Here is a 21,764-nt window from a genome sequence, read left to right as displayed (position 1 = left end):
TTGTAAACCAGCAAACTTATCAATAGAATGACGCAAGTTGTAAATATACTACTTAAAATGCTACTTGCCGCTGTATACAGAAAATTGGAAAACGTAAAAGCTTCTATTAGGAAAAGAAAGAAATGGTGTATAAAGGTGCCCAAAAACACGTAGGATAAAAACCATTTACTTCCCATGATACCCAAAGATGGTGTGTTAAAAGATTCTTTCAATTCGACTTCGAGCGTTATCTTATGGAAGAATATCCGAAATAACGCCAATGCTACGCAGGCAGCTGCATGTACGCCAACGGAGTCGTAGAATGCGTCGATGGTTAACCCAGTTAAAAACGAAATAAAAAAAAGCAATAGATTGGGTAATCCTATCGGTAAAAGGAAAATAAAGAAAATATATGGGTAGGTTGTTGCAACATTATAGTAGCCTATGTTCTTAAACAAGACAACTTGTAGCAGAACCATCACGATAAACCGTACAATATTTGTTAATATTACACTACCCATTATCTTGGCTATCAGTTTCTAAACGTTCTTTCTCTTCCACTAATAAATCTTTTACTACATACACGTGGTGGAGATTACTGAAATTAGTCGATAATTCGATCTTTAAATCTAAAAAGCTCTCTCCAGAGGCTAAACCTGTTTCCACTATTTTTCCTACTTGAATCCCTGCGGGAAACAATGAAAAACCAGAGGTGTATACTTTTTCGCCTTTCAGTACCTCGACGTGGTTTGGAATATCTCTCACCACACCGTAGCGTGGATCAATGCTGCTTCCCCATACCAGTGAACCAATGACTTCTGAGCTATCTAATGTGACAGAAATCCGTGTATCAGGATGTAGCAGAGACTGCACAGAACTGAAATGCTCGGATGTTTGGAGTACGATGCCTACTACACCGTTGGAAGTGATTACTCCCATACCTTTTTCGATTCCATCTTTCGCGCCTTTGTCAAGTGTGAGGTAGTTGCTTTTTTGATGAACACTGTTGTTAGCAACGTTCGCAACAATAAATGCGTACCGACCCTGTTCAATAGAGTCAATCATATATACCGTATCTGCCGCTGTGTCGGCTTGAAGAAGGTGCTGGATCTGCTGCCGCAGAAGCCCGTTTTCCGCAGCTAATTCCGCGTTGGTTTCATTCAAAGAAAGGTAACTCTTCCAGGAATTCACCTGTTTGTAGTAGGAGCCGATAACGACATTGGATGAGCTGATAAAAGACGAGCGTTGAAAGTTGTTGTGACGGACAACTAAAATAATGGAAAAAACAAAGAAGAGAATAAACCAGAAGATAGCATTATATCGAATCAGAAATAACCACAGGTTTCTCATGTGTTTTTGTTTCTATTATTTGGCACTTTCAACAAATACGCGATATAAACGAGATTCTCGTCTATATCGCGTGTATGTATACTGCACGATAATTTCTTTACTGCATTAAAAATTTAAATCTTCCGATATTTTTCAATGCGATGCCTGTGCCACGTACAACGGCACGTAAAGGATCCTCAGCAACATGGACTGGAAGTTTCGTTTTCGCTTGGATACGCCTGTCTAAACCGCGTAACAACGCGCCTCCGCCTGTCAAGTATATACCAGTTTGGTATATGTCAGCAGAGAGTTCGGGTGGCGTTATTTCTAAAGCTTTTAATATCGCTTCTTCGATTTTCGAAATGGATTTATCTAAACAATGCGCTATCTCCGTATACGATACGGTTATTTGCTTCGGAATACCCGTCATTAGATCTCTTCCTTGCACAGCAAAATCAGCTGGCGGATCGGAAAGCTCCGGAAGGGCCGCGCCGACTTCGATTTTGATTTTCTCTGCCGTACGGTCTCCAATCATGATGTTGTGTTGACGACGGATATACTGCACGATATCCGAATCAAAATTATCTCCCGCTACACGGATTGATTGATCACAGACGATTCCAGAAAGTGCTATAACCGCAATTTCTGTGGTACCACCACCGATATCGATAATCATGTTACCCACCGGTTCTTCTACATCGATACCTATACCAACCGCTGCGGCCATCGGCTCATGAATTAAATAGACTTCTTTAGCCCCAGCAATTTCTGCCGAGTCACGAACAGCACGTTTTTCTACTTCGGTAATGCCTGATGGAATACAAACCACCATCCGCAGCGACGGAAAAAACCAGGATTTACCCTTGTTTACCAACTTCACCATCCCGCGGATTAGGTGTTCCGCAGCGGTAAAATCGGCGATAACGCCATCGCGTAATGGCCTTACCGTTTTTATATTGTCGTGTGTCTTACCCTCCATTTGCATCGCCTGCCTTCCGATCGCAATCACCTTGTTGGTTGTGCGATCAAAAGCAACGATGGAAGGTTCGTCCACCACTACTTTGTCATTGTGTATAATTAGGGTGTTTGCTGTCCCTAAATCGATAGCAACTTCTTGCGTAAACCAGTTAAATAACCCCATGCAGTGTATATTGTCTTGTCCTTAATTGAAATGCAAACCTAAATAAAAAAAATGGTTTTATCTATACTCTATCACCCCTATATAATAATTAAATGTATCCACTTCGACTTCATCTATACTGTTCAATTTTAGGGGTAAAGGTTGGTAGGTATCCCCGACGTCATAACGTATTTTGGTCTGGCCCTTTGCTCCAATATGTATAGGCATTTTAAAGTCGGGTGTTTCGGCGATCCATCTGCAAAATACCCGCCCATTATCCCGCTGTACGATTTCCAGTACTGGGATACTAGCGTGCTGGATATACTGTTCAAAAACTTTCGTGAAATCGATGCCCGATTTTTTATTTAGATACGTTAAAATATCTTGATAATCGACAGTTTGATGGTAAAAATCGTTGTTCAGGCCGCGTAGGATAGAACGCCAAGTTTCATCATCGTCGATGATGGTACGGATCATGTTGTGTAGCACCCCACCTTTGACGTACATGTCTCCTGATCCTTCTTTGTTTACGCCATAGGGACCCTGAAGGGGTGCATCGTTTAAAATACCTTGACGGTTACCCCAGATATAGGCTTGCCCCGCTGCTTTTCCATAGTGGTAATCGATAAAGAGCGCCTCCGAATAATTGGTGAAACTTTCGTGTATCCACATGTCGGCTAAATCTTTCGACGTGATGTTGTTTCCGAACCATTCATGCCCCGATTCATGAACAACGATGAAATCCCATTTTAATCCCCATCCGCTGCCTGAATTATCCCGGCCAAGATAACCGTTAATAAACTTGTTTCCGTATGCAATGCCGCTTTGGTGCTCCATGCCTAAATGTGCGGTTTCGATAAGTTTATAACCATCCTCGTAGAACGGATATGGGCCAAACCAATGCTCAAACGCCTCCAGTGTCTCTTTAGCATTTCGTTGTAAATGGCTGATTTTATCTTTGTTTTCTTTTAAGACATAATAATCAATCGAAAGTGGACCTTTTTCCCCCGAATAGATTTCTTTAACATGGGTATAATCGCCAATATTCAATGCTACGTTGTAATTGTTGATAGGATTATGGACTTTCCAATGATATTTGGTGTAATCTTGATCTACTATTTCTGTTTTTATCAGTCGGCCATTAGAAACATTCATAACATCCTTCGGAACAGCGACCGAAATGAGCATGCTGTCTACCTCGTCGGATTGGTGATCTTTGTTCGGCCACCATACGCTCGCGCCTAAACCCTGGCACGCGGTCGCTACCCAGGGCTTTCCTTTGCTATCCATTTTCCAATCGAAACCACCATCCCAGGGAGCGCGAGTCGCCGCAATCGGGTTTCCCGAATAATGAACTTTGAAAGAGTCAATTTTTCCTTTTGGAATCGTATTTGGAAATTCTACGAATACGGCATGGTAAGATCGTTCGAAGGGTAGATCCTGACCTTGGTACAAGATGCGGTCTACCGAAAGATTGTCAAAAAGATCAAATTGTAGCCTTGTGAAATCTTCAACGGATTCAAATTTAAAGAGATTGCTGCCCGATATAAAGCGATTGTCTATGTCTACCTTAACGTCGAGGTGGTAATATTTTATATCGTAGCAGGTTCGGAAAGGGGTCAGCGTGCCTCGCAGGGAATCGGCCTTACTGAATATTTCTTTCGCTTTCATCAGCTGTGCGTTAGCTCCATCACTGGCGATAATATATAGTAGAAAAAGTAAAGCGTATCGCATGTTTAGTCTCGTCAATGATAAGAAGGAATTTGTATTCCTCAAAGATAGGGATTTTGCCGACGTTGCCAAGCGCTTGAAAAAGCATCGATAAGGATACTTTTCGCTGGAGGATCTGAAATACTTGTCGGCGTCAACGGGGAAATCGGTACTTCCATTTCCTGAAGACGTTGTTGGCGGATATTTGATAAATATAGGATGCCAGAGAGGGTTGACGGATGTAGCTCCTGATCAAGCCGCGTATGAGCAACGGAATCGTGCCTATACAATCGGTATCGGGTATGAATTTTAGGAGAACGTCACCGTTTCAACGTTTTTTAGGCATTACTTTTGCAAGGTTTGATATTAAGAAACAAAATGTCAACTTATGATACATAGAAGAATAATCATCATGGCTGTGCTGATTTCTGGTTTATTCCTTGCGAGTTGTGGCGGGAAGAAAAGATATGCCGCATTGCAAATGCAGCACCAGGATTTGACCGAACGTTATCAACAAAGCCAGATGCAACTGGCAGAAAGTCGGACGAACGTTAAAAATTTAGAAGAGCAATTGGCTATGGAGCGTAAAAACAATGCCTCCTTACGTGAAGCATTACAGCGTTTGCAAGGAACGTTGGATATGAGTATAAACCAAAATACGCAGGGAAATGTGAATATCTCGAAGTTGGTTGATGAAATTAATGCATCGAATAGATATATCCAGCATCTGGTGAACACCAAAAACAAAAGCGATTCACTTAATCTGGTCTTGACCAATAACCTGACGCGTTCTTTAAGTCGCGAAGAGTTGCGCGATGTGGACGTGAAAGTGTTGAAAGGTGTGGTATATATATCATTATCGGACAATATGCTATATAGATCAGGTAGCTATGAGATCTCTGAAAGGGCCGGAGAGACACTTAGTAAAATCGCGAAGATCATCCAAGATTACAGAGAATACGATGTGCTAATTGAAGGTAATACAGATACCGATCCAATTTCACAGAAAAATATTCGAAACAATTGGGATTTAAGTGTATTGCGTGCTTCATCTGTTGTGCAAGCATTACAGAACCAATATGGTGTTGAACCCAAACGTTTGACAGCTGGAGGACGTGGGGAGTATAATCCTGTCGCTGATAATACAACTCCTGACGGAAAAGCTAGAAACCGTCGTACACAAATTATCATTACACCGAAACTAGATCAGTTTATGGAGCTGATTGATAAAGCGCCAGAGACTACCGGTACGGACGCTGAAGTGCCTGCAGAGACTCCGGACCAACAAGAAAATACGCCAGTATTTTAAAATAAATTTTCAGTAAATATACATCAAAGATTGAAAACAGGAAAAACGGTTGTAAATAAAGGCTTTACAGCCGTTTTACGACTTTTTGGTAATGAGGTAAAAAGCAGGAAAAAGCAACGATTGGCAAAAGTAAGGTTACTAAAACGTTACTTTTAAATATCGGAAATAATTGCTTCAAAATGCTGTATTTCAGCTTTTTGCGCAATTTTTCATATTGTTCCGTGGCTCACATAAGTTTAATTTTATCATTAAGAATTGTGAGTATGGAAACGACAAAAAAATCAACGTTTAAGGTGCTTTTCTACCTTAAAAAGAACGCCCCGAAGAAAAACGGAAAAGTTACGGTTATGTGCAGGGTTACCGTAAACGGTAACCAGTCTGCATTCAGTACAAAACTGGATATTTCCGCAACAAATTGGGATTTGAAGTATGGCAGGGTTTTAGGTAAAAGCCGAGAAGCCCAGGACACAAACAGCAAACTTGATAAAATTCGTTCGGGTATCGAGGAATGCTATTCTAAAATACTGAAAAACGAGGGAACGGTAAACAGTGCTAAGCTTAAAAATGCTTTTCTTGGTATGGAAAGCGGAGAGCTTACCTTTTTCAAATTCTATGAACAGTTCCTGTCCGACTATGAAAAAAAGGTAAACAGTGGACTTCGGGTAAATGGCACATGCAGTAAGTACAAAACACTTTTAAAACATCTTCGGAATTTTGCACTTACAAAATACGGTTATTCGGATGTGTCCTTTAATGACCTTACACCTGATTTTGTGCAGGACTTTGATTACTACTTGCGTGACGACCAGAGTTTGACACACAACACGATTTGGCTGTATATGATTGGATTTAACACGCTTTGTCGTTTGGCAATGAGCAGAAAGCATCTTGCCTTTAATCCGTTCTGCGAGTATAAAAATACTAAAAAGGATAAAGACAGAGGTTATTTGTTGCGGTATGAGTTGGAACAGCTTGTAACGTTCAAGTGCGAGAAAAAGAAAGACGAGTTGGTAAAAGACCTGTTTGTTTTCAGTTGCTTTACAGGTCTTTCCTATTCGGATATGAAAGGACTTAAAAACAGCAATATTCAGGAGTTTTTTGACGGTAACCAGTGGATTATTGTACGCAGAAAAAAGACAGCTACATCGTCAAACGTGATGCTGTTGGATATTCCAAAAATGATTATCGAAAAGTATACAGGACTATCAAAGGACGGCAAGGTTTTTCCTGTTCCGTCTAACAGCTACTGCAACGATAGATTAAGTGCAATATCCGAACAAATCGACTGCCTGAAAGAAAAGAAAGTAACCTTTCATTTGGCACGACATACCTTTGCTACCCTTTTTTTAAGCGAGGGCGTTCCGTTGGAGAGTTTGAGCAAAATGTTAGGGCATAAAAACATTGCCACAACACAGATTTATGCAAAGATACTCAACGAGAAAGTTGGTAAGGATATGCAAAAGGTATCGCATAAATTTAAGGGTATGGAACGCTCTTTTGTTTCGCAATTATGAAACCAATAAAGCGATTAAAGAAAGTTAATGCAGTTTTTGCATTGACTTTTTTTTGTATTTTAGCTACTTGGTAATATTTATAACATTGAATTGATTATGAAAAAGACTTTTTTAGCATTCTTAGTAGCTCAATTATTGTTCGCATGTAATAACAATAAAAATGAAGAAAAGCAAACGAGCAAACAAGAAACCATTGATGTGACAACAGAGAGTAGTGGTGAGGAGAGCCTTACTTCAAAAGATACTAAATTTGATATTAATACTATACCGATTTCCACAGAAGCCATTGGAGATTTCCCATTTTTCACCGCTCCCGAAGGTGCTAAATACATCAACAAACCAAAAGTAAAGGATTTTGATTTTATCGTATTCGTTACGCCTGACAGTATCTATGAAGTTGAAGGAAAAACTTTTAGATCCCACGTTCACAAAGACAGGGATAGCGATGTTGAAATAAGCGGGAGATATTTAAATAAAAGTTTTGAGGATGCGATTTTAAATGCTGGAGGATTAAAGGTTTTTGAAGGGAACTTAACAAAGGAACAGAAAGACAAATATAAGGAACTTGCCACCTATGCAGGAAGCAATGGTAGCTTGGATGTTTGGAACGAGGTAGTTGCAATGTATGTGATCAGAAGAAATGATGGGAATGTTTATATTGCTATGGAAAAAGGTGGAGGGAGCAGTACTTCCATACAAATTGTACAGGAAAAGGCTTTTAAGCAAACCATAAAGAAAATCACGTCAGACGATATTGTAAAAGACTTAAACGAGAAAGGTAAATCGATTCTTTATATCAATTTTGACATAGATAAATCCGACATTAAGCCTGATGGAAAAGAAGTAGTAGACCAAATCGCGAAAGCATTGCAACAGGACGCTTCTTTAAAAATTGCTATCGAAGGGCATACCGATAATACCGGTGATGCGGCACATAATAAAAAACTTTCCGACAATAGAGCAAACGCTGTTATGCAATTTTTAATCACCGCAGGGATAGATAAATCCCGTTTGACCGCTAAAGGATTTGGAGCAGAAAAACCCTTGCTTGCCAATGATTCGGAGGAAAACAAAGCCAAAAACAGAAGAGTAGAACTTGTAAAACTTTGATAAATATTATGAATGTTGAAAGCAGGAAATATACTATGATACCAACAATCTTTACCAGACTTAACAAGCTATTGGTTTTGTCATTTTCGTTAGTGGTACTTACAGGAAGCATTCTACTGTGTGCTTGTAGTACGAATGACGATAAAGAGCCAACAGAAACATCAGGTTCGGGCGTTCGGTTGAAACATCTTGTTACAGCTAATCAAGTTGCAAACTTGCTTGGAGAGCATATGCAGGGATACGAGATACAGGTAGAAGGTAATTTCACAAATGAAGGAAATTATCCCGTAATACCGCATATCTATTATTATACAGTCAATTTTAAAAAAGACATTAATGATTATGTATATGGTTGGTGTTCCATCAAGGCACAGACTGGAATGGGAAAAGATACAAAGGATGAGATATTGGTAATGTTCTCCGATATGGAGGAAGTTGCTGATGGAAGATTAGGGAAAGCGCCTTATGAGAACGTATTTGCCCTGCGTTACAAGAATAATGAAAAAGGGGATTGGCGGTACGAGCTGTACATTAGGCTTGCCCATATCAATAATCAGGACAACCAAGTGATTGCATTGTCCGGAACTTTTGGCCCCGCTTCAAATCCGGAACATGAAGCAATCGCTCCAGAACCGATGAACAGTCAAGATGCGGTGTCAGCTATGTTGGCTTTGGTCGAACCTGTGTCCAATTAAAAAACTATTGTTGTCGCCATACTGTTGTCCCATTTGCCCGAACAATCGATGTTTCTCCGGTCGGTATTACGGAAATAACTTCCTGGTCGGAATCCATATTGTATTTTTTGCCGTCTGCGGGGATAACCTTCAGGAACCAATGGCTGTTCCCGGATGCTGGTGCATGGAAATAATCCGAGCCGACCAGTAAAAATTTATCATCAGGAGAAAATTCACCGAATGCTTCGTCTCCATTACTATCGGTAACCTGCACAAGGTTACTTCCGTTAGCATCCATCAAAAAGATATGCTTATTGATATACATGCTGATTTTCTGTCCATTGTTGCTTATCCTTACATTTCCCCATTTTTCGTAATTCATCTCTTTCACCAACGTCAGGTTATTATAAGGTGGGGCAGATCTTAGAAGCTTGTTCTGAAAGCGAACCAAAATATTATTATCAGGCAACCAATACGCATCGTCGCTTGTTGAGAAGGGTTCATCTCCGATTCCGGTCATCTCATATTTGATATCACCATCCATATCCATAATGGCTATCCCATTAGCAGCATCTGGAGCGACCAGAATCATCGAGTTGTCAAAAGAAATTTTACCCGTATTTCTGGTGCTGTTCCCGTTGCGTGGAACGTACTCAAATGATTTGATAATTTGATCATTTGCCGTGTTGACAATGGTAAAGAGATTACGGTCATATGTCCCTGGCTCCCTCGTGGAGACAATACGGAGTTTTCCATCTCTGCTCAAATCCCAGCCCACCGTACTATAGGCACTATAGGAAAAAAAGCTTGTTTCCTGCCCCGTTCGCATATCAATTTTCATTACATCGGAGGTGTATTGATGGTAAATATGACCAGTCAGGGTTAGGCTGACTCCATCGCCCTTATCATCGTTTTTGGAACAGGACAGAAATAATATTGAAATGAGACTGACCTGAATGACGTAAACAAAATAACTTCTTTTCATGGTAAAGTATAAATCGTTATTAACTACTCTTTTTTATAGTGGTGTGGTAAGGACTAAAAGTATATTACCAATTAAAACTTTGATTATTAATCATATAACCACAACAAAAAAGATACCAATTTCACTTTAAAAAGTACATTTTCAACCTACAACAACTACAACCCGAGGTAGGAAGTTGTTTTTCCACAAGACAAATAGACCTTTATAAACAGTTTTACTATACATTTGAGAATGTGCACGCACTGTATGCACAATTGAGTTGGATCCAATACAAGTTACTTTTAAGCACTAATAGTCAAGATAAAAGAGAGTTTGACATTGCAGAAACGTCAATGTTTTTTCCGTTGGCTTTTCTGTACTTTTGTATGAGCAGTATCAATCAAAAATAGAATAATGAAACAACTTATCCTACTTATAATTTCGACGACACTTTTATTAAGTTGCAATCAACCTAAAAAAAACAATGAGGAACAATCCACTACTAAAGAACAAGTAAACGATATGGTGGATAAAACCGTATCATTATCGATTGAGCCAGAGATTTTTAAACTTTCTGAAATCCCTGATGCTATAAAAGTAACTATAACCAATAATACCAATGATACGATTACAACGGGGGTACATTATCAGATTGAAAACTATCAGAACAACGTGTGGAAAGAAGTATCGCCAAAGGACATAGTTTTCGAAGACCTTGGCTGGCGATTAAAACCAACCAATAGTGAAATTTTTGACAAGAAATTATATAAAGACCAAATCAATTATAAGACAGGAAAATACAGAATTGTAAAGTATTATCTGAATTCCGACTATCAAACGACAAGGGAAACTCATAATGTTTACGGAGAGTTTGAGATTAAGTAGAATATAAATATCACAGCCCACCGCTTTAAGCAGCGGGCTGTTTCTTTAATTGACTGATACGGTTACAGTTTCAGACAATCGGCTAACGCTGATAGTTATCTTCCAATACTTTTACAATATCACTTTCACGGAAAAGAATTTTCCGTTCAAGTTTGATAAAAGGTATCAGTCCGTCATCCCTGTACTGTTGCAACGTCCGTTTGCTAATGTGTAGCTTCTCACAAACCTGTTCGCCCGAAAGGTAAATCTCTCCTTGCAATAAAGGGTGGAAATGTTCTCTGATATACAGCAGTTCGTTTTTGATGCCTACCACAGCTTCGAGCAGGGCAAGCATATCCTCGTTTGAATTTCCAATCTGTTTCATCTATTCTTTTATTTGTTTTTTAATGGTCAGATGGAGCCTTTCAGGGTTCATTTCTTTTGCTTTTTTAATGGTCGCTCTCCCTGCATAAGTAACTCCACTTCGGATAACCTGAAATAGGTTTTCCGATTGATTTGCGTTGCTCCAAGAATGCCTTTTGCCCTATACGTCTGCAACGTTCTTTTGCTGATGTTGAGCAATTGGCAGGCTTCCTGTTGATCGAGCCATTTAGTTGCCTGTTGCAGTGCTTTGTAGGGTGTAGTCATTTCCGCTATCAAATTGGAAACTTCCTTAACTTCCCTATGCAATGCTTTCAAAATTTGAATGTCTAAAACTGTTATTTCCATACCTAATCAATTTAGACTTCAAAAATATAAGGTACTTATACAGAACTTTCCAATGTTGCAGTCAGAGGTAGCATTTGGCGTTCACAGGCTAAATTGTATATTTAAAATGTACCCAAAAAAGAACAAAAAGGTAGCAAAGATAAGGCGGACAGCCATCGCACCGCCCAACCAAAAGACTACGGCATAATGGCAGGGCAAAAAAGGTGGCTTCGCCGAATATTTTGTGTTGCCCTGCCACCCTTCGGGACTTATTCCGTTTCCTTTTGGTTTTTCCGCTTGTCCGCCTTGATTGAATGGCTTTCTTTTTTTCTGTTTTTTTGTTTTGGAAAATAATTTTAAGAGGGAGAAACGCACTACCACCCGACACCGCACCGCAGTCAGAACAACGGCTTGTGCTTCTCGTCATAGATTTCGCTAATCAATTCCCCGAACTCCTGAAAGTGGTATTCGATAATATTGTCCAGATACGCATAAATCGTCAGCTTGTCGATACCCATACTATTTGTAAGCCTGTTAAATGTTTCGTGGTGTTCCTGCCGTACATAGACGGATTTGCCTTTACTTGCCGTTGTGTTCGGGATTTTAAAGAACTGGCCGCAATAATCCTCTTTCGTCAGTTTCTTTGGCTTTGAAGTCGTTTTTTTAGTGTTACTTGCCGACGGTTTTATATGTTCCGTTTCTGTTTCGGCAGTTTTTTCGTCTGTGGTAAAGTTGTCCCGATTCGTTACTGCCTGTTGTTCCTGTACAGGTTGTTTCTTTTCATAGCCAATAAAATTTTCTAAAGAAAAATCCTGCACTTCGGATTGCTGTTTTTTGTCGTCTTCGTGTATCATATCTATTGTTTTTAATGTTGTTTCTGATTAGCTGTTTAGTTAGCTGAACAGTCAGCTCTATATATCATTGCATTTGTTTAGCTATTTATATACTTACATATTTTCAATTAACTGTTTCATTCGCTAAAAAGCCAATGGATTGCAGACAATCTATTTAACCCATTGACTAACTCTGTAACCAATCAGCCAACTAACCACAGCAAAGGAAAAAAAAGCGATTCCAATCCGCATAAACGTGGCAGTCAGTGGCACTATTTGGCGTTCATTGTCATGTTTGTAAACAGCTGTTATTCAGACAGTATTAACGAACTTTGTAAACGAAAGCGGTCGGTTTTTTCGGCTAACTCCAATCCGTTTGCAAAACGGATTTTTCTGAACTCCTGTTCAGAGCAAGTTATCTCTTGAGGTCCTCGAAATGAATTTCGGCACCTCAAAAGCACTTGCCCTTGCAGGGGGCTGGAAACGGCTCCGAAGTCGCACGTTTATAAAAAAATAAAAATGGATTATTATGGAAGAGAAAAACAGAAAACAGATTAGAAAAACAGGAAGAAAACCAAAGATTGATCCTGCGGTACATCGGTACTCCATCAACCTGAATACAGAAGATAATGCTAAATTTCTTGCCCTTTTTGACCAGTCAGAAATGAAAGCAATTGCTCATTTTATCACAGCCTGTATCTTTCAGAAGACGGTTAAGACCGTTAAAATTGATATGGATGCAATAGAATATCATGAAAAGTTGACAAGATTTTTTAGCCAATTCAGAGCAATAGGAACAAATTACAATCAGGTTGTGAAGATATTGTACCGCAATTTTTCGGAGAAAAAAGCAGGAACATACCTGTTTAAATTGGAAAAAGAAACAATTGAATTGGTACAAGTCACAAAAGAAGTCATCCGTTTGACACAGGAATTTGAAGAGAAGTATTTGAAAAAAGAGTAAAGTTATGATTGCAAAAATCGGAAAGGGAAGCAATATGTACGGAGCGATTTTGTACAATCAACAGAAAGTTGACAAGGAAAATGGAGCGGTTTTATTGCTCAACAAGATACCCGACACGGTGGACGGCAGGTATTCCGTAGCGTATTTTAATAAATGCTTCGAGCCGTATCTGTCGGCAAACATCAAAACGGAAAAGACAGTACGGCATATATCGCTGAACCCAGATCCGTCGGATAAAGTCAGTAATGAGCAATTTGCGGAAATGGCAAAGGAATATATGGAACGTATGGGCTATGGCAATCAACCCTATATCGTTTTCAAACATACAGACATTGACCGAACGCATATACACATTGTTTCGACCTGCGTAGGCATTGACGGAAAGAAAATCCCCGATGATTACGACCATCCACGCTCAATGGCTATTTGTCGGGATTTAGAACAGAAATATAATATGCAAAAGGCAACTGAACAAGAGCAAAAACAAGTCAATAAAGTTTTCAAACCTGTAAATCATAAAAATGGTGACATCAAAAGTCAGATTGCTTCGGTGGTACGGCATCTGCCAAAGTATTATAGTTTTTCTACTATGGGGAGTTACAATGCTTTGCTATCACTTTTCAACATCACAGCGGAAGAAGTTAAGGGCGAGCGTAATGGTCAACCTGTAAATGGATTGGTTTATGTCGCATTGGATGAGAATGGAAACAAGATAAGTAATCCTTTTAAAGCATCACTTTTCGGAAAAGATGCAGGTGTTGCACAGCTTCAAAAACATTTTGAACAGTCAAAAGAGAAAATGAAAACTAATCCAGTAACTGTTCTGAAAAATACGGTGGAGCTTGCCATACATACCACAAGCAATGAAACAGATTTTAAAAAGCAACTTATTGAGCAGGGTATCAATACGGTTGTCCGCAGAAACGAAAGCGGACGGATTTACGGTATCACGTTTATCGACCACGAAAGCCGAAGCATTTGGAACGGTTCACAATTAGATAGAAGTCTGTCGGCAAATATGTTTAACAATTGGTGGAACAACGGAAATAAACCCGAACTGAAAGTACCGGAAAGTCCTGTTTCCAATACGGACACATTAGACCACCAACCGACAAAAGACCTTTTCGAGTTTATCTCGCATGAACATTTGCACAGCTCCGATTTGGGATTGTTTAGCCTGTTGCCCCAAGCACAGGGTGAGGACTACGAGGAAGGACAGTTTGCCAAACGGATGAAGAAAAAGAAAGGCAGAAAGTTATAACAGACGACATCATTGTCAATAAAGAAATTTTTAAAAAAAATCTAAAGTAAGTTTACCAATTTAAATATCCATCATTTTTATAGCAAGCATAATGTTTAGAATCTAAAAGATTACTATTTTAGTAGATTCTTAAGGATAATAAATCCCTAATCAAATAACGCTTATTTCAATGTCAGAAGAACAGAAGAAAATATTAGAGCAACAGCTCTGGAATATAGCCAATACACTGCGTGGAAAAATGAATGCTGATGAATTCCGAGATTATATTTTGGGATTTATTTTTTATAAATATTTGGCTGAAAAAATGGAAATTTATGCGAACTCCATTTTGGAAGAAGATAAAATCCAATTCAGAAATATTGATGAAAACACAGCCGAAGGCTTAGAATACATCGAAGCTATTAGAGAAGAAGCTCTTGAAACATTAGGATATTTTCTAAAACCCTCTGAATTATTCAGTGAAATAGCTAAACGAGGTAATAGCGACACGAACACATTTATCTTAGAAGATTTACAAAAAATACTGACTAATATCCAATTAAGTACAATGGGAACACAAAGTGAAGAAGACTTTGATAACCTGTTTGAAGATATGGATCTAAACAGTACTAAATTGGGTAAATCTGCCGAAGCTAGGAATGCTATTATTGTAAAAGTACTTGTACATCTTGATGAAATTGATTTCAAACTGGAACATACTGAATTAGATGTATTAGGTGATGCATATGAATACTTGATTGGTCAGTTTGCCAGTGGTGCAGGAAAAAAAGCGGGGGAATTCTACACCCCTCAGGAAGTATCTAAAATTCTCGCAAAGATCGTTACGACTGGTAAAAACCGTTTAAAATCGGTATATGACCCAACCTGTGGTTCAGGTTCATTATTACTGCGTGTAGCAAGAGAAGTAAAAGATGTCAATAATTTCTATGGACAAGAAATGAATCGGACAACGTACAATCTTGCCCGAATGAATATGATATTGCACGGCGTACATTATCTGAAATTTGATATCAAACAGGAAGACACTTTAGAACATCCTCAACACGAAGGTTTGTTAGCAGAAGCCATTGTAGCAAATCCACCATTTTCAGCCAACTGGAGCGCTAATCCTCTGCATCTTAGTAACGAACGTTTTAGTCAATACGGTAAATTAGCCCCTGCAAGCAAAGCAGATTTTGCCTTTGTACAACACATGATTCATCATCTTGCTGAAAACGGAACAATGGCTATTGTATTGCCACACGGTGTCTTGTTTAGAGGTTCGGCAGAATTACATATTCGAAAATATCTTATTGAACAGAAAAATTATTTAGATGCTGTAATTGGTTTACCTGCCAATATTTTTTACGGAACTGGTATTCCGACTTGTATTTTGGTGTTTAAGAAATGTAAGGAAGATCCTGACCATATCCTATTTATTGATGCAAGTAAAGAATTCGAGAAAGTTAAGAACCAAAATATGTTACGTGAAGAGCATATCAATAAGATTGTGGAAACTTATCGTAATAGAACCGAAATTGAGAAATACAGTCATTTGGCTACTTTACAAGAAGTTGCAGAAAATGACTATAATCTTAATATACCTCGTTATGTAGATACTTTCGAAGCTGAAGAAGAAATCGATATCCAAGTTGTAATGCAGGAAATTAAATCTTTGGAAGCCAAGCGAGCGGAATTGGACAAAGAAATTGATGTGTATTTCAAAGAATTGGGACTTGTTTTTTAATTTTTTATAATGAAGCCAACAATCAATATATATTGCGATGAAAGTTGTCATTTACAGAATGACAAAGAGCCTGTTATGGTTATCGGGGCTGTTTATTGTCCGATTGAAAAGAAGGAAGAAATTTTTGAAAGATTGTATAGTTTTAAACTCAAACACAACCTTATTCCTAAAAATAAAAAGAATGATAATGAAAATCGCACCTACTATGAACTAAAATGGAACAAAGTTTCAAAATCAAAAATCGAGTATTACAAAGATGTAATCAATTATTTTTTTGATGATGATGACTTGCAGTTTCGGGTGCTTGTAGTTTCTAATAAATCTGCAATAGATTATGAAAAGTTCAATCATACACACGATACATTTTACTATAAAATGTATTTTGGAATGTTGAAAGCTATCTTGAATCCTGAAAACTCTCATCATATCTACATAGATATTAAAGATACCAGAAGTAAAGAAAAAGTTCACAAACTGGAACAAGTTTTAAGGAATGACAAATACGACTATTCTAAAGAAATTATAAAAAAAGTACAACAGGTAAGATCTCACGAAGTAGAAATTTTGCAATTAGCAGATTTATTAGTAGGTGCTACTGCTTATGTAAATAGAGGATTATCAGATAGTAAAGCTAAAAATGAATTAATCAATCTCATTAAACATCGCTCTAAATATTCTTTAACAAAATCTACTTTATTGAAAGAGCGAAAATTCAATGTTTTTATTTGGGAACCACAAAAACCATATTTTGTATGAGTTTAGTGTTTCCTGCATTGATACCTTTTGGCGAATATGGTGGAGTTTTTTCCGCCTATTTTGATGCTGTTTATTCGGTTTTCCATAACGATTTTATCAAATCACAACCTATTTATGAAGGTATAAAAGTATCCGTGAGAAAATATCCGGAAGTGGACGGAATGCATCGTACATTTTATCACATTACGCACGAAGGAGAAGACGAAGCTAATAGGCAACCTGATTTTAGAAGAATGGAGCGCATACGTTTTCCAAAGTTTGTTATAGAAAACTTTGAACACGAAGAAATTCTCATCTGGAAAAATGTAAGAGGAAAAGATGAACGTACTGTTTTGTTCAATGAGTCTGAAAATTATATTGTGATTTTAACCGACAGAGGAGAATATTATATGTTCATAACAGCTTACTATATTGAAACAGAACACCGAAAAAAGAAGTTGTTAAAAGAATACGAAACATATATAAAAGCCAAAACCGCTTAGCGGAACTAAACGGCTTCTTATACTCCTTTAACACTTACATCCAATAAAGAAATGGTTACTGAGCTGATGCAAAGGTACAAAATAAAAACAAAAAAGCAAATAGATTAAATCCCTAATGCTGAATAAGAAGATAATACTATGACCAAGATACAAAAAGATAATAAAAATGTAGCTAAGTTCCCAAATTTGAGATTTCCAGAGTTTGAGGGAGAGTGGGAAGAGAGGAAATTGGGAGAGATTGGAGATGTGAAGATGTGTAAAAGAATTTTCAATGATGAAACTACTACTGTAGGGGAAATTCCATTTTTTAAAATAGGCTCCTTTGGTAAAGAGGCTGATGCATTTATATCTCAAGATTTATATACAGATTATAAAACACGATTCCCATTTCCGAAAAAGGGAGATATTTTAATTTCAGCGGCAGGAACAATCGGGAGAACAGTTGTCTATGATGGAAACGATGCTTACTTTCAAGATTCTAATATTGTTTGGATTGATAATGATAATAAAAATATCACAAATGAATTTTTGTATTATATTCTACAAATAGTGAAATACAATACGGAAGGTGGAACAATTCAACGGTTGTATAATAATATTCTGAAATCAACAAAATTTAGTTCTCCTTCAATCCAAGAACAGGAAAAGATTTCTTCATTCCTTTCACTGTTAGACGAAAGAATCCAAACCCAAAACAAAATAATTGAGGAGCTGAAGTTATTAAAGAATACGATTAGTAAGAAATTATTCTCACGTCAATTGAGATTTAAAAATGAAAACAATGAAAACTATATAGACAGTCATAAACGCGATTTTTTTATGGAAATTATCGAAGATCGTCACGGAAAACGCTCAACCATTATTGCTTCCCAACTTCCAGTAAGTGCGTGGCATGATGTTATTGGGGAACAAACCATAGCAGATGCAATACTCGATAGAATGGTACACAACTCTATGCGAATAGATCTTAAAGGTGAATCACTTCGAAAGAAAAATGCAACCACTGAAAAAAAATAAAAAACGAAATAATAACACCATAATTTTTGTACTTTAGTTAAAACTTTTTGACCCTGTTTTGGACCTCATTTACACTGGTCACTTTAAACCAGAATCAGGTGGTCACATTCACCAGAATCTACAGACTGGCTCAGAACTATTTCTTGGGAGAAACAGGTCCACAAATCAATGCATTCCTTTCCGCAACGGCTTGGAACATGAAGAAAATGATGGAGATTCTGAAAGAGAAAATCTTTTTCTATTTTTCAAACCTATTCACCCTTGTTTTCAATTGGAATAAATTTAACGAAAAACTGAAAATGAGGGTTTGTTAAGGAGCGACCAAATAAATCTCTAACGATACGGCTTAGTATCAGCACATTTTATGTAAAGAGATACAGCCCCATAATTACCCGAGCATTTTGCAGATCATACAGAGTCATGCGCTAAAGTAACTCTAACAGGAGGTAAGGATTGATTGCACTTGCATTAATTCCAAATAGTTGAGACTATCCTTTGACTAAAAGTGCAGGACAAACTCTTCTTTAGGTACGCGTACCTTTTTCATAGTACTCAGCCAGTCTCTTTCAGGATCTGCATAGCCCACATATAGCAGAGAAACACTTTTCAGGCCATGCTTGTCCAACTCGAGCACCTGGTCAATGGTTTCATTACTGAAACCTTCTGCAGGAGTGGTATCTATGCGGAGCTCTGCCGCCTGAGCCAACGCTAGTCCCAGCGCAATATAGGTCTGCCTAGCCGTATGGGCAAAGTTTAACGCTGCAGGCTGGTCCAGGTAAATAGCTTTTAACTTGTCGGTGTAAGATGCAAACCTTCCCCGTGGCAAACCTCTCTCATCTGTGGTGAAATCGTACACTTTATCTATCCGATCTGCGGTATATCTATCCCAGGCTGCAAAAATCAAAATATGTGAAGCGTCGCGCATACAATCCGGGTTCAAGGCACCTGCGGCAAGCTTATTCTTAATTTCCTGATCCTCTACTACTATTACTTTGAAAGGCTGCAGGCCGGATGAGGTAGGCGCTAACCGGGCCGCTTCAACAATTTTATCTATATTTTCCTGGCTAACTTTCTTTGTCGGATCATACGCCTTAACGGCATGTCTCCACTGTAAATTCTCTAATAATGACATCATATATACTAATTACTTTAAAAAATCCTCATTTCTATAACTGGGGTTCGGATACGTATAGAATCCTTTACCTGTCGCCACGCCTAATCTTCCCTTGTCGATAAACTCAGATTTCAGGGTTTCAACAATCTTTAATTTTACAGGATCTTGCGTTTTATCTGCAGCCATCTTATTGATATTATAAGCGGTGGTAATACCAACGACATCCAAAATACCAAAAGGTCCTAACGGTGCTCCTGTGGCTACCATCCAGGTCTTGTCTATGGTCTCGATGTCGGCAATGTCCCTGATCCAAAGATCCATACCTGCACTTAATAATGGGACCAACAGCGAATTGACAATGTATCCCGGCTGCTCTTTATAAATAGGCAATGCAACCATGCCGATCTGTTTGGCAAACTCCAAAACAGCTTGGAATGTATCGTCCGAAGTATCCGCATGTTTCATCACTTCACCTGTATTGTGCTTCCATATTTCATTCGCAAAATGCAATGCGACAAACTGTGAAGGACGCCCTGTATATGTAGCAAACTGGCTAGGCAGCATCGTAGACGAATTGGTCGCAAAAATTGTTTTCTGTGGAGCCAAAGTGGCTAGCTTTTGATAAAAATCGATTTTAATCTCTGGGTTTTCAGGGACTGCTTCAATGACCAAGTCTGCATCTTTGACGGCTGTGGCCAGATCTGAAGAATACCGCAGCCGCTGAAAAGCGGCATCCAACTGTTCCTGGGTCACATGGAGATCGTTGATAAACGCCTCACTCAGTATCTTGAATTTTGCTTTGGCTTTGGACAACGCCTCATCATTGATATCATATACAGTCACTTCGAAACCATGAAATGCTGTCTGAAAAGCAATCTGGTAGCCTAACACACCACTACCTGCTACTGTCACATTTTTAAAACTTATCATTTCTCTTACTTTTTATAAATATTTACTCAACAACACAAAGACCATCGCCAAGATAGCAGGCAGCCCTTGCTTCAAGATAATGCTTTTGGAAGATCTAATCCCGCCATATAATGCAGCTACGATAACACACCCCAAGAAAAAAACACGTACATTAAAGCTCCATACCGGATCGTCAATAAGGAAGGACCATATTAGCCCTGCAGCCAAAAATCCATTGTATAGCCCCTGGTTGGCTGCCAATCCTTTTGTCTGTGTAAATAGCCCTTCGGGCAATGCTCCTTTAAATGTTTTCTTTCCGGCGGTCTCCCATGCAAACATTTCGATCCATAGGATATAGATATGTTCGATGGCTACAATCACTGTAAATACAATGGCTAAAATTTCCATAATCAATAGAATTAATCGTTTGATACAGATAATTTGACCTCGATATTACCACGGGTAGCATTCGAATAAGGGCAGACCTGGTGTGCCTTTTGGACGAGCTGCTGCGCCTCAACGATACTGACCCCCGGGATATTGGCGTGTAACTCGGCTTCGAGACCGAAACCTCCGCCTTCTATTTGCCCGATCCCTATTCTAGCCGTCACTTTTGTTTCACCAGCCTGTATTTTTGACAGTTTGATAACACGGTTCAATGCGCTATCAAAACAAGCAGCGTATCCGGCTGCAAACAACATCTCCGGATTGGCATAATCATCATTGGCACCTCCCAGCGCTCTGGGATGCCTGACATCCAAATCAATAATACTGTTATCACTTTTTACGTGACCTTCTCTCCCACCCTTTGCGGTAGCTGAAATACTATATAATGCTTTCATATTACTTGTATTTATATATTTGACAATATTTGATCAATTATTCTCCTCAGCTTCTGCAGCTCATCAACAGAAATGGACAGTGAACCAACCAGCTGCGAAGGGACATTTTGCGCCTTATCTTTTAATGATTCTCCACTGGCAGTCAACGAAATAATAACAGTCCTTTCATCTTTTTCACTTCTGGAACGAGCGATAATCTTCTTCTGTTCCAGTCTCTTTAATAAAGGAGTTAAGGTACCACTGTCAAGATTCAGCTTTTCGCCAATCTGGGAGACCGTCTGCCCATCCTTTTCCCAGAGCACCAGCATGACAAGATATTGAGGATAGGTAAGGTCTAAATCCTGCAAAAACGGGCGATACCTATTCACTATTTCCTTAGCCAGTGTATACACCGGAAAACAAACCTGATTATGTAATTTCAACTGATCCATGATACATGTACATATACAAGTATAATGCCAAATTAAATTTCACACAATTTAATAGTAAAAAATAGACAATAGAATTACATTGCAGGGAATAAACCTAGAATGTTCAATTAACCACTTCACCCGCTTTTTTGCAAAACTGCTGTGTGTG

At 38.6% G+C, this 21,764-nt stretch carries 25 protein-coding genes; 13 read left to right on the top strand and 12 right to left on the bottom strand.

What is annotated here, in order from left to right; translation table 11 throughout:
- Positions 1 to 174 precede the first annotated feature (174 nt).
- Entirely contained in the window at positions 175 to 300 is a 126-nt protein-coding gene (locus tag LKO28_RS15425) for a hypothetical protein (protein ID WP_262905975.1), read from the top strand.
- Between the two features lie 192 nt (positions 301 to 492).
- Here LKO28_RS15425 and mreC read toward each other — a convergent pair whose 3' ends face one another.
- The 3 genes from mreC to LKO28_RS03465 all read right to left on the bottom strand — a co-directional run bounded on the left by mreC (position 493) and on the right by LKO28_RS03465 (position 4,162).
- On the bottom strand, positions 493 to 1,329 hold the full coding sequence (gene mreC / locus LKO28_RS03475; protein WP_227693304.1) for a rod shape-determining protein MreC: 837 nt from the start codon (positions 1,327 to 1,329) through the stop codon (positions 493 to 495).
- A gap of 97 nt (positions 1,330 to 1,426) precedes the next feature.
- Positions 1,427 to 2,449, bottom strand: a complete 1,023-nt coding sequence (locus tag LKO28_RS03470; protein WP_227693303.1) for a rod shape-determining protein — start codon at positions 2,447 to 2,449, stop codon at positions 1,427 to 1,429.
- A gap of 57 nt (positions 2,450 to 2,506) precedes the next feature.
- Positions 2,507 to 4,162, bottom strand: coding sequence for a M1 family metallopeptidase (locus LKO28_RS03465; protein WP_227693302.1), 1,656 nt, complete (start codon positions 4,160 to 4,162; stop codon positions 2,507 to 2,509).
- A 364-nt stretch (positions 4,163 to 4,526) separates the two neighbouring features.
- On the opposite strand from LKO28_RS03465, the gene LKO28_RS03460 reads away from it, so the two are divergent.
- The 4 genes from LKO28_RS03460 to LKO28_RS03445 all read left to right on the top strand — a co-directional run bounded on the left by LKO28_RS03460 (position 4,527) and on the right by LKO28_RS03445 (position 8,766).
- Positions 4,527 to 5,447 (top strand): flagellar motor protein MotB, encoded by a 921-nt coding sequence (locus LKO28_RS03460; protein WP_227693301.1) that lies wholly within the window; start codon positions 4,527 to 4,529, stop codon positions 5,445 to 5,447.
- 263 nt (positions 5,448 to 5,710) lie between these two features.
- Positions 5,711 to 6,961, top strand: a complete 1,251-nt coding sequence (locus tag LKO28_RS03455; protein ID WP_227693300.1) for a site-specific integrase — start codon at positions 5,711 to 5,713, stop codon at positions 6,959 to 6,961.
- A gap of 96 nt (positions 6,962 to 7,057) precedes the next feature.
- A complete protein-coding gene (locus LKO28_RS03450) occupies positions 7,058 to 8,071 on the top strand; it encodes an OmpA family protein (RefSeq protein WP_227586638.1) in 1,014 nt (337 codons plus the stop codon).
- A 35-nt stretch (positions 8,072 to 8,106) separates the two neighbouring features.
- The gene (locus LKO28_RS03445) at positions 8,107 to 8,766 is read left to right on the top strand and encodes a hypothetical protein (RefSeq protein ID WP_227693299.1); all 660 of its coding nucleotides are present in this window, start codon (positions 8,107 to 8,109) and stop codon (positions 8,764 to 8,766) included.
- Positions 8,767 to 8,770: 4 nt separating this feature from the next.
- Here LKO28_RS03445 and LKO28_RS03440 read toward each other — a convergent pair whose 3' ends face one another.
- Entirely contained in the window at positions 8,771 to 9,730 is a 960-nt protein-coding gene (locus LKO28_RS03440) for a hypothetical protein (protein ID WP_227693298.1), read from the bottom strand.
- Between the two features lie 137 nt (positions 9,731 to 9,867).
- Between LKO28_RS03440 and LKO28_RS03435 the strand changes: the two genes are divergently transcribed.
- Together LKO28_RS03435 and LKO28_RS03430 are read left to right on the top strand one after the other, a co-directional pair.
- The gene (locus LKO28_RS03435) at positions 9,868 to 10,119 is read left to right on the top strand and encodes a DUF1016 N-terminal domain-containing protein (protein WP_227693540.1); all 252 of its coding nucleotides are present in this window, start codon (positions 9,868 to 9,870) and stop codon (positions 10,117 to 10,119) included.
- Positions 10,120 to 10,123: 4 nt separating this feature from the next.
- On the top strand, positions 10,124 to 10,594 hold the full coding sequence (locus LKO28_RS03430) for an immunoglobulin-like domain-containing protein (RefSeq protein ID WP_227693297.1): 471 nt from the start codon (positions 10,124 to 10,126) through the stop codon (positions 10,592 to 10,594).
- An 82-nt stretch (positions 10,595 to 10,676) separates the two neighbouring features.
- Here LKO28_RS03430 and LKO28_RS03425 read toward each other — a convergent pair whose 3' ends face one another.
- The 3 genes from LKO28_RS03425 to LKO28_RS03415 form a co-directional block, all read right to left on the bottom strand.
- Entirely contained in the window at positions 10,677 to 10,958 is a 282-nt protein-coding gene (locus tag LKO28_RS03425) for a helix-turn-helix domain-containing protein (protein WP_227693296.1), read from the bottom strand.
- Between the two features lie 47 nt (positions 10,959 to 11,005).
- Positions 11,006 to 11,302 (bottom strand): helix-turn-helix domain-containing protein, encoded by a 297-nt coding sequence (locus LKO28_RS03420; protein ID WP_031504736.1) that lies wholly within the window; start codon positions 11,300 to 11,302, stop codon positions 11,006 to 11,008.
- Positions 11,303 to 11,679: 377 nt separating this feature from the next.
- The gene (locus LKO28_RS03415; protein ID WP_125020186.1) at positions 11,680 to 12,135 is read right to left on the bottom strand and encodes a DUF3408 domain-containing protein; all 456 of its coding nucleotides are present in this window, start codon (positions 12,133 to 12,135) and stop codon (positions 11,680 to 11,682) included.
- Positions 12,136 to 12,643: 508 nt separating this feature from the next.
- On the opposite strand from LKO28_RS03415, the gene mobA reads away from it, so the two are divergent.
- The 6 genes from mobA to LKO28_RS15560 all read left to right on the top strand — a co-directional run bounded on the left by mobA (position 12,644) and on the right by LKO28_RS15560 (position 18,320).
- Positions 12,644 to 13,078 carry a conjugal transfer protein MobA gene (gene mobA / locus LKO28_RS03410; RefSeq protein WP_227693295.1) on the top strand — a complete coding sequence of 145 codons (435 nt, stop codon included), beginning with the start codon at positions 12,644 to 12,646 and terminating at the stop codon, positions 13,076 to 13,078.
- A 4-nt stretch (positions 13,079 to 13,082) separates the two neighbouring features.
- Positions 13,083 to 14,339, top strand: a complete 1,257-nt coding sequence (gene mobB, locus LKO28_RS03405) for a conjugal transfer protein MobB (RefSeq protein WP_227693294.1) — start codon at positions 13,083 to 13,085, stop codon at positions 14,337 to 14,339.
- Positions 14,340 to 14,508: 169 nt separating this feature from the next.
- A complete protein-coding gene (locus tag LKO28_RS03400) occupies positions 14,509 to 16,065 on the top strand; it encodes a type I restriction-modification system subunit M (protein WP_227693293.1) in 1,557 nt (518 codons plus the stop codon).
- A 9-nt stretch (positions 16,066 to 16,074) separates the two neighbouring features.
- On the top strand, positions 16,075 to 16,821 hold the full coding sequence (locus LKO28_RS03395) for a DUF3800 domain-containing protein (RefSeq protein WP_227693292.1): 747 nt from the start codon (positions 16,075 to 16,077) through the stop codon (positions 16,819 to 16,821).
- Complete coding sequence (locus LKO28_RS03390; protein ID WP_227693291.1) at positions 16,818 to 17,303, top strand: hypothetical protein; 486 nt, start codon at positions 16,818 to 16,820, stop codon at positions 17,301 to 17,303. Before LKO28_RS03395 ends, LKO28_RS03390 begins: the two co-directional genes overlap by 4 nt.
- A gap of 138 nt (positions 17,304 to 17,441) precedes the next feature.
- Positions 17,442 to 18,320, top strand: coding sequence for a restriction endonuclease subunit S (locus LKO28_RS15560; protein WP_411028030.1), 879 nt, complete (start codon positions 17,442 to 17,444; stop codon positions 18,318 to 18,320).
- A gap of 499 nt (positions 18,321 to 18,819) precedes the next feature.
- Here LKO28_RS15560 and LKO28_RS03375 read toward each other — a convergent pair whose 3' ends face one another.
- Genes LKO28_RS03375 through LKO28_RS03355 form a run of 5 tightly spaced genes read right to left on the bottom strand, consistent with a single transcriptional unit; the run spans position 18,820 to position 21,616 of the window.
- Entirely contained in the window at positions 18,820 to 19,455 is a 636-nt protein-coding gene (locus LKO28_RS03375; protein ID WP_227693290.1) for a nitroreductase family protein, read from the bottom strand.
- Positions 19,456 to 19,464: 9 nt separating this feature from the next.
- Positions 19,465 to 20,364: a 3-hydroxyacyl-CoA dehydrogenase gene (locus LKO28_RS03370; protein ID WP_227693289.1), complete on the bottom strand. Its 900-nt coding sequence runs from the start codon at positions 20,362 to 20,364 to the stop codon at positions 19,465 to 19,467.
- A 12-nt stretch (positions 20,365 to 20,376) separates the two neighbouring features.
- Positions 20,377 to 20,751 (bottom strand): DUF1304 domain-containing protein, encoded by a 375-nt coding sequence (locus tag LKO28_RS03365; protein WP_227693288.1) that lies wholly within the window; start codon positions 20,749 to 20,751, stop codon positions 20,377 to 20,379.
- Positions 20,752 to 20,762: 11 nt separating this feature from the next.
- The gene (locus LKO28_RS03360) at positions 20,763 to 21,185 is read right to left on the bottom strand and encodes an organic hydroperoxide resistance protein (protein ID WP_227693287.1); all 423 of its coding nucleotides are present in this window, start codon (positions 21,183 to 21,185) and stop codon (positions 20,763 to 20,765) included.
- 11 nt (positions 21,186 to 21,196) lie between these two features.
- Complete coding sequence (locus LKO28_RS03355; protein WP_227693286.1) at positions 21,197 to 21,616, bottom strand: MarR family winged helix-turn-helix transcriptional regulator; 420 nt, start codon at positions 21,614 to 21,616, stop codon at positions 21,197 to 21,199.
- Positions 21,617 to 21,764: the final 148 nt, after the last annotated feature.

The organism is Sphingobacterium sp. FBM7-1 (assembly GCF_020687765.1).
Classification (GTDB): Bacteria; Bacteroidota; Bacteroidia; order Sphingobacteriales; family Sphingobacteriaceae; genus Sphingobacterium.
The sequence above is the reverse complement of the archived record's forward strand: the minus strand, read 5'-3'. Positions and strand labels throughout refer to the sequence as shown.

Coding starts and splice junctions, on each gene's coding strand:
- LKO28_RS15425 (WP_262905975.1), top strand. CDS start 175: ATGATACCCAAAGATGGTGTGTTAAAAGATTCTTTCAATTCGACTTCG.
- mreC (WP_227693304.1), bottom strand. CDS start 1,329: ATGAGAAACCTGTGGTTATTTCTGATTCGATATAATGCTATCTTCTGG.
- LKO28_RS03470 (WP_227693303.1), bottom strand. CDS start 2,449: ATGGGGTTATTTAACTGGTTTACGCAAGAAGTTGCTATCGATTTAGGG.
- LKO28_RS03465 (WP_227693302.1), bottom strand. CDS start 4,162: ATGCGATACGCTTTACTTTTTCTACTATATATTATCGCCAGTGATGGA.
- LKO28_RS03460 (WP_227693301.1), top strand. CDS start 4,527: ATGATACATAGAAGAATAATCATCATGGCTGTGCTGATTTCTGGTTTA.
- LKO28_RS03455 (WP_227693300.1), top strand. CDS start 5,711: ATGGAAACGACAAAAAAATCAACGTTTAAGGTGCTTTTCTACCTTAAA.
- LKO28_RS03450 (WP_227586638.1), top strand. CDS start 7,058: ATGAAAAAGACTTTTTTAGCATTCTTAGTAGCTCAATTATTGTTCGCA.
- LKO28_RS03445 (WP_227693299.1), top strand. CDS start 8,107: ATGATACCAACAATCTTTACCAGACTTAACAAGCTATTGGTTTTGTCA.
- LKO28_RS03440 (WP_227693298.1), bottom strand. CDS start 9,730: ATGAAAAGAAGTTATTTTGTTTACGTCATTCAGGTCAGTCTCATTTCA.
- LKO28_RS03430 (WP_227693297.1), top strand. CDS start 10,124: ATGAAACAACTTATCCTACTTATAATTTCGACGACACTTTTATTAAGT.
- LKO28_RS03425 (WP_227693296.1), bottom strand. CDS start 10,958: ATGAAACAGATTGGAAATTCAAACGAGGATATGCTTGCCCTGCTCGAA.
- LKO28_RS03420 (WP_031504736.1), bottom strand. CDS start 11,302: ATGGAAATAACAGTTTTAGACATTCAAATTTTGAAAGCATTGCATAGG.
- LKO28_RS03415 (WP_125020186.1), bottom strand. CDS start 12,135: ATGATACACGAAGACGACAAAAAACAGCAATCCGAAGTGCAGGATTTT.
- mobA (WP_227693295.1), top strand. CDS start 12,644: ATGGAAGAGAAAAACAGAAAACAGATTAGAAAAACAGGAAGAAAACCA.
- mobB (WP_227693294.1), top strand. CDS start 13,083: ATGATTGCAAAAATCGGAAAGGGAAGCAATATGTACGGAGCGATTTTG.
- LKO28_RS03400 (WP_227693293.1), top strand. CDS start 14,509: ATGTCAGAAGAACAGAAGAAAATATTAGAGCAACAGCTCTGGAATATA.
- LKO28_RS03395 (WP_227693292.1), top strand. CDS start 16,075: ATGAAGCCAACAATCAATATATATTGCGATGAAAGTTGTCATTTACAG.
- LKO28_RS03390 (WP_227693291.1), top strand. CDS start 16,818: ATGAGTTTAGTGTTTCCTGCATTGATACCTTTTGGCGAATATGGTGGA.
- LKO28_RS15560 (WP_411028030.1), top strand. CDS start 17,442: ATGACCAAGATACAAAAAGATAATAAAAATGTAGCTAAGTTCCCAAAT.
- LKO28_RS03375 (WP_227693290.1), bottom strand. CDS start 19,455: ATGATGTCATTATTAGAGAATTTACAGTGGAGACATGCCGTTAAGGCG.
- LKO28_RS03370 (WP_227693289.1), bottom strand. CDS start 20,364: ATGATAAGTTTTAAAAATGTGACAGTAGCAGGTAGTGGTGTGTTAGGC.
- LKO28_RS03365 (WP_227693288.1), bottom strand. CDS start 20,751: ATGGAAATTTTAGCCATTGTATTTACAGTGATTGTAGCCATCGAACAT.
- LKO28_RS03360 (WP_227693287.1), bottom strand. CDS start 21,185: ATGAAAGCATTATATAGTATTTCAGCTACCGCAAAGGGTGGGAGAGAA.
- LKO28_RS03355 (WP_227693286.1), bottom strand. CDS start 21,616: ATGGATCAGTTGAAATTACATAATCAGGTTTGTTTTCCGGTGTATACA.